Source organism: Pseudomonas sp. TWR3-1-1, from assembly GCF_049896545.1.
Taxonomy (GTDB): Bacteria; Pseudomonadota; Gammaproteobacteria; order Pseudomonadales; family Pseudomonadaceae; genus Aquipseudomonas; species Aquipseudomonas weihenstephanensis.
Genome location: NZ_JAFCUO010000005.1, coordinates 276,038 through 281,567, shown reverse-complemented (window position 1 = coordinate 281,567; position 5,530 = coordinate 276,038). Strand labels below are relative to the sequence as shown.

Annotated in this window: 4 protein-coding genes and 4 tRNA genes; 7 read left to right on the top strand and 1 reads right to left on the bottom strand. The window is 59.3% G+C overall.

The window, feature by feature from the left end; all coding sequences use genetic code 11:
- The first annotated feature begins 104 nt into the window (after positions 1-104).
- Entirely contained in the window at positions 105-1,064 is a 960-nt protein-coding gene (locus ACP7A4_RS13980; protein ID WP_059762916.1) for an alpha/beta hydrolase fold domain-containing protein, read from the top strand.
- Between the two features lie 69 nt (positions 1,065-1,133).
- Here the strand turns inward: ACP7A4_RS13980 and ACP7A4_RS13975 are convergent, their stop codons facing one another.
- Complete coding sequence (locus tag ACP7A4_RS13975) at positions 1,134-2,459, bottom strand: Nramp family divalent metal transporter (protein WP_426247442.1); 1,326 nt, start codon at positions 2,457-2,459, stop codon at positions 1,134-1,136.
- A 241-nt stretch (positions 2,460-2,700) separates the two neighbouring features.
- Here ACP7A4_RS13975 and gltX point away from each other — a divergent pair, with 241 nt between their 5' ends.
- The 6 genes from gltX (at position 2,701) to ACP7A4_RS13945 (ending at position 5,481) form a co-directional block, all read left to right on the top strand.
- Positions 2,701-4,182, top strand: a complete 1,482-nt coding sequence (gene gltX / locus ACP7A4_RS13970) for a glutamate--tRNA ligase (protein ID WP_059762914.1) — start codon at positions 2,701-2,703, stop codon at positions 4,180-4,182.
- A gap of 219 nt (positions 4,183-4,401) precedes the next feature.
- Positions 4,402-4,477: transfer RNA gene (locus ACP7A4_RS13965), tRNA-Ala, on the top strand.
- Positions 4,478-4,552: 75 nt separating this feature from the next.
- Positions 4,553-4,628, top strand: a tRNA-Glu gene (locus ACP7A4_RS13960).
- Between the two features lie 50 nt (positions 4,629-4,678).
- Positions 4,679-4,754, top strand: a tRNA-Ala gene (locus tag ACP7A4_RS13955).
- 76 nt (positions 4,755-4,830) lie between these two features.
- Positions 4,831-4,906: transfer RNA gene (locus tag ACP7A4_RS13950), tRNA-Glu, on the top strand.
- A gap of 140 nt (positions 4,907-5,046) precedes the next feature.
- Positions 5,047-5,481, top strand: a complete 435-nt coding sequence (locus tag ACP7A4_RS13945; RefSeq protein WP_059763386.1) for an acyl-CoA thioesterase — start codon at positions 5,047-5,049, stop codon at positions 5,479-5,481.
- Positions 5,482-5,530: the final 49 nt, after the last annotated feature.

Below are 5,530 nucleotides of genomic sequence, written 5' to 3'. Positions count from 1 at the left end.
GCACTTTTATTGCGTAGAAGCTGTCGCAGGCGGCGATCTTTAAATCCTAAAAAGCGCACCGCCCGCGCACCCCAAGAAGCCTGTTTATTGATAAGGAAACACGCATGTCGGTAGTACCTGAGCTGGAAGCGTTTTTGGAATTGGCCGAATACAGCCGCATGACCGGCAAAAGCAAGGCGATGCATGACATGACACCGGCCGATGCGCGGGTGGAGTTCGAAATGAGTTCGGGGGTGTTTGATGTGCCGCTAGCGGACATCGACTGCTATGACCTGCGCATCAGTGCCCGAGACGGTTTCAGCCTGCCCGCACGGCTGTATCGCTGCCCGCAGTTGCCAGAGGGGCCGCTGCCGGTGGTGGTGTATTTTCATGGCGGGGGGTATGTGATCGGCAGCCTGGATAGCCATGATGCTTTGTGCCGCCGTCTGGCGGATGCCGGGCATTTCGCCGTGCTGGCTGTGGATTATCGGTTGGCGCCCGAGTGGAAATTCCCCACGGCGGTGCATGACGCGTGCGACGCCGTGAACTGGTTGCTGCGCGAGGGCGCGCGGCACGGGTTGGACGCCACGCGTGTGGCGTTTACCGGTGACAGCGCGGGTGGCACCTTGAGCACCGTGTTGTCGATTCTGGCGGTTCGCGACCCACAAGAAGTGGCCATTGTGCCGCGTGCGCAGGTGCTGCTGTACCCCGTCACCGATGGCAGTTGCAAGCGTGATTCGCATACGCGCTACGCGCAAGGTTATCTGCTTGAGGCCGCCACGATGGACTGGTTTTACCAGCACTACACGCGCACGGCAGATGACGTGCAGGATTGGCGGATTTCGCCGCTGCTGGCGCAAGATGTTAGCGGCCTGGCGCCGACACTGGTCTATCTGGCCGGTTACGACCCGCTGTATGACGAAGGGCTGGCTTATGCCCAAAAGCTCCAGCGGGCGGGCAATGAGGTGGCGCTGTGGCAAGAGTCGGGCATGACCCACGATTTCATGCGCATGAGCGGCTTGCTGGAGGAGGTGGCAGGGATTCATCAGCGCGTGGCGCAGTGGCTGGACAAAAACTTGAATTGATTCGTAGCCGCTACCGCAGGCTGCGCGCGCTCAAGGTCAAAGGCGCGCAGCCTGCGGCAAGGTGAGGGGTCAGTCGCCAAAAGTGATCTGTGCAATCAGCCAAATGTTGGCCGCGCTGATAACGGCAAACAGAAACCAGGCCAGCAACCGGGTCGGCAAGCGGTTGGCAAAAGGCCCCATCAACGTCTCGTCGTTGGTCATGCGGATCAGCGGGTACAGCGCAAATGGCAACTGCAAACTCAGCACCACCTGGCTGAGGATCAATAATTTGCCGACGGCGTTGTCGCCCATCAACCACACCCCGACAAACGCTGGAATCAAGGCCAGGCCACGGGTAATCAAGCGCCGTTGCCAGCACGGGATGCGCAGGTCCAGGTAGCCTTCCATGATCACCTGGCCCGCGATGGTGCCGGTGAATGTCGAGCTTTGCCCGGAGGCCAGCAGCGCCACGCCAAACAACACGCTGGCCATCGCGCCGCCCACCAAGGGGTCGAGCAGGCGGTAGGCGTCCTGGATCTCTACCACCTCGGTGTGGCCCGTGGTATGAAAGGCCGCTGCGGCGAGGATCAGAATCGCGGCGTTCACCAGCAACGCCAAGGCCAGGGAGCCGATGGTATCAATGCGCGCCAGGCGCACGGCGTCGAGTTTGCTGGCGTAGTCTTTGCCCACTAGCCGGGTTTGCACCACTGAGCTGTGCAGGTACAGGTTGTGGGGCATCACCGTCGCGCCGAGGATGCCGATGGCCAGGTACAGCGGCGCCGCTTCGCTGATGGCAGACAAGGACGGTTTGAACCCTTCAAACACGTCAGGCCAGTACGGTTTGATCAGCACCAGTTCGACGAAGAAACACGCGCCAATGGTCAACACCAGCACCAGCATGATGGCTTCGAGGCGGCGGAAGCCTTTGCCCTGCAAGGCGAGGATCAACAAGGTGTCGAAGGCGGTCAGGGCGATGCCGAAAGTCAGCGAACAACCCAGCAGCAAGTGGAAGGCCAGCGCACAGCCCAGTACCTCGGCAAGATCCGTGGCAATAATCGAGACTTCAGCCAACAGCCACTGCACGCGGGCTGAGCGCTTGCTGTAGCGTGCCCGGCACAGTTGCGCCAGATCACGCCCGGTGGTGATGCCCAGGCGCGAACACAGGCATTGCACGGCCATGCCCGCGAGGCTGGCCAGCAACACCACGAACAACAGGTTATAGCCATAACGCGAACCGGCTTCGATGGCGGTGGCCCAGTTGCCGGGGTCCATGTAACCGATGCTGATCAGCAAGCCGGGGCCAGCAAAACGCAGGGCGCGTTTCCAGAAGGGTGCGCGGGCGTCCACCGGTACGCTGCCACTGACTTCAGGTGGGCAGAACGGCGCTGTGGCGATTTTCGGCAGGCTGAATTTCAAACGCTGGCTCCGGGTATCCAGGGGGTGCGGGTTTGGCCAGGCGCACCGGCATGAGAGTGGAGCGAGGTTACACCTGTGTCGGTTTTTTTGCCGCTGATCAGGTTGATACACCGGCTCTATTTCCGGCTTTTGCACGGGTTTAGGTGGGGATCTGGCCCACCGGTCAGTCCTGTGCTGGAGCCAAGCGGGGTCGGCCTGTTACCATTCGCCCCTTTGTTTCATCTCCACTTCGAGACCGCCCATGACCACCGTTCGCACGCGCATCGCGCCATCGCCTACCGGCGACCCTCACGTAGGCACCGCCTACATCGCTTTGTTCAACTACTGCTTCGCCAAGCAGCATGGCGGCGAGTTCATCCTGCGGATCGAAGACACTGACCAACTGCGTTCGACCCGTGAGTCTGAGCAGCAGATCTACGATGCCTTGCGCTGGTTGGGCATCACCTGGAGCGAAGGCCCGGATGTCGGTGGCCCGCACGGTCCGTATCGTCAAAGCGAACGCAGCGACATTTACAAGCAGTACACCCAGCAACTGGTCGACATGGGCCACGCCTTCCCGTGCTTCTGCACGGCCGAAGAACTCGACCAGATGCGCGCCGAGCAAATGGCCAAGGGTGAAACCCCGCGCTACGACGGCCGCGCGCTGTTGCTGTCCAAAGAAGAAGTGGCGCAGCGCCTGGCCGCTGGCGAACCGCACGTGATCCGCATGAAAGTACCGAGCGAAGGTGTGTGCGTGGTGCCGGACCTGCTGCGTGGCGACGTCGAGATCCCGTGGGATCGCATGGACATGCAAGTGTTGATGAAGACCGACGGCTTGCCGACGTACTTCCTGGCCAACGTGGTCGATGACCACTTGATGGGCATCACCCACGTACTGCGTGGCGAAGAATGGCTGCCGTCAGCGCCGAAACTGATTCTGCTGTACGAATACTTTGGTTGGGAGCAGCCGCAGCTGTGCTACATGCCGCTGCTGCGTAACCCGGACAAGAGCAAGCTGTCCAAGCGTAAAAACCCGACGTCGGTGACCTTTTACGAACGCATGGGTTTCATGCCTGAAGCGATGCTCAACTACTTGGGCCGCATGGGCTGGTCGATGCCGGATGAGCGCGAGAAGTTCTCGCTGCAAGAGATGGTCGACAACTTTGACCTGTCCCGTGTGTCGCTGGGCGGGCCGATCTTTGACGTTGAGAAGCTGTCCTGGCTCAATGGCCAGTGGCTGCGCGACCTGCCACTCGAAGAATTCGCCAGCCGTGTGCAGCAATGGGCGTTGAACCCTGAGTACATGATGAAAATCGCGCCGCTGGTTCAGGGCCGGGTTGAAACCTTCAGCCAGATAGCGCCGTTGGCCGGGTTCTTCTTCTCGGGCGGCTTGCAGCTGGATGCCAAGCTGTTTGAGCACAAGAAGTTGTCCGGCGATCAAGTGCGTCAGCTGATGCAACTGATTCTGTGGAAGCTTGAAAGCCTGCGTCAGTGGGAAAAAGAGGCGATCACCGGCTGCATTCAAACAGTGGTCGAGTCCCTTGAGTTGAAGCTGCGCGATGCGATGCCGCTGATGTTTGCTTCGATCACCGGCCAAGCCAGCTCGGTGTCGGTGCTCGATGCAATGGAAATTCTGGGGCCGGACCTGACCCGTTTCCGTCTGCGTCAGGCGCTGGACTTGCTGGGCGGCGTGTCGAAGAAAGAAAACAAAGAGTGGGAAAAACTGTTCAACGCAATCGGTTGATCAGAATGTAAGGCGTGTAGCAGCTGCCGAAGGCGGCGTCTGGCGGTAGTTGCTATGCGGTTGTACTGAAGGTTTAGCCTGTATTTACGGGCCGGGAAGGGTAAGTGGTTGTTCTCTCGACCATTTTTTTTAAAAAACTTTGAAAATAAGTTTGACAGCCTCCCGATCCAGTCTTAATATGCGCCCCGTCCACACAGCAACAAGCAACACTGACTGTTTGGGGCTATAGCTCAGCTGGGAGAGCGCCTGCATGGCATGCAGGAGGTCAACGGTTCGATCCCGTTTAGCTCCACCAAATTTACAGTTCAATGCCTGGCCACACCGGCATTGAATCGATCAGCACTCAGCGCTGATCAGTTAGAAGGTTTGTGTCCCCTTCGTCTAGTGGCCTAGGACACCGCCCTTTCACGGCGGTAACAGGGGTTCGAGTCCCCTAGGGGACGCCAGTTTTACAGAAGCAGCACTTCGGTGTTGCTCCGCCGCCAGGCGATAAATCGGGGCTATAGCTCAGCTGGGAGAGCGCCTGCATGGCATGCAGGAGGTCAACGGTTCGATCCCGTTTAGCTCCACCAATTTACAGTTCAACGTCGGGCCACACTGGCGTTGAATCGATCAAGCTTAAGCTTGATCACTGTTAGAAGGGTTTGTGTCCCCTTCGTCTAGTGGCCTAGGACACCGCCCTTTCACGGCGGTAACAGGGGTTCGAGTCCCCTAGGGGACGCCACGATTACCCGCTCTGCGGGATTTTTAAGGGTCATTCAATTATTGAATGGCCCTTTTGTTTGTCTGCGTTTTAAGCCTGTCGCTGCACCTCCTTCTAACCCTGCGTTACACTGCGCCCTTTATTGGAGCGTGGAGCTGGGCATGACGTGGGATTTGGCAACGCCATTCATCATTGACCTACAGGTGCAGGCTGAAGACATTGACGGGTTTGGGCATGCCAACAACGCAGCCTATGTCGTGTGGCTTGAGCGGTGCGCCTGGCGCCACTCACAGCGCCTGGGCCTGGACCTGACCGAATACCGGCGCCTGGACCGTGCCATGGCGGTGGCCCGGCATGAAATCGACTATCTGGCCAGCGCCTATGAAGGCGACGAATTACAGCTGGCCACCTGGATTGTTGACTGTGACCAGCGCCTGCGCATGACCCGCCGCTTCCAACTGGTAAGGCCCTGCGATGGCAAGACCTTGCTGCGCGCGCACACCACCTTTGTGTGTATCGAGCTGTCCAGTGGCAAAGCCAAGCGCTTGCCGCCTGAGTTCCTGGAAGGCTATGGCCCGGCGGTCGTTAGCGGATGACAAAGGCTCACGGCTTGATACCGATTCCCCACGGAACACCGTAAACTGC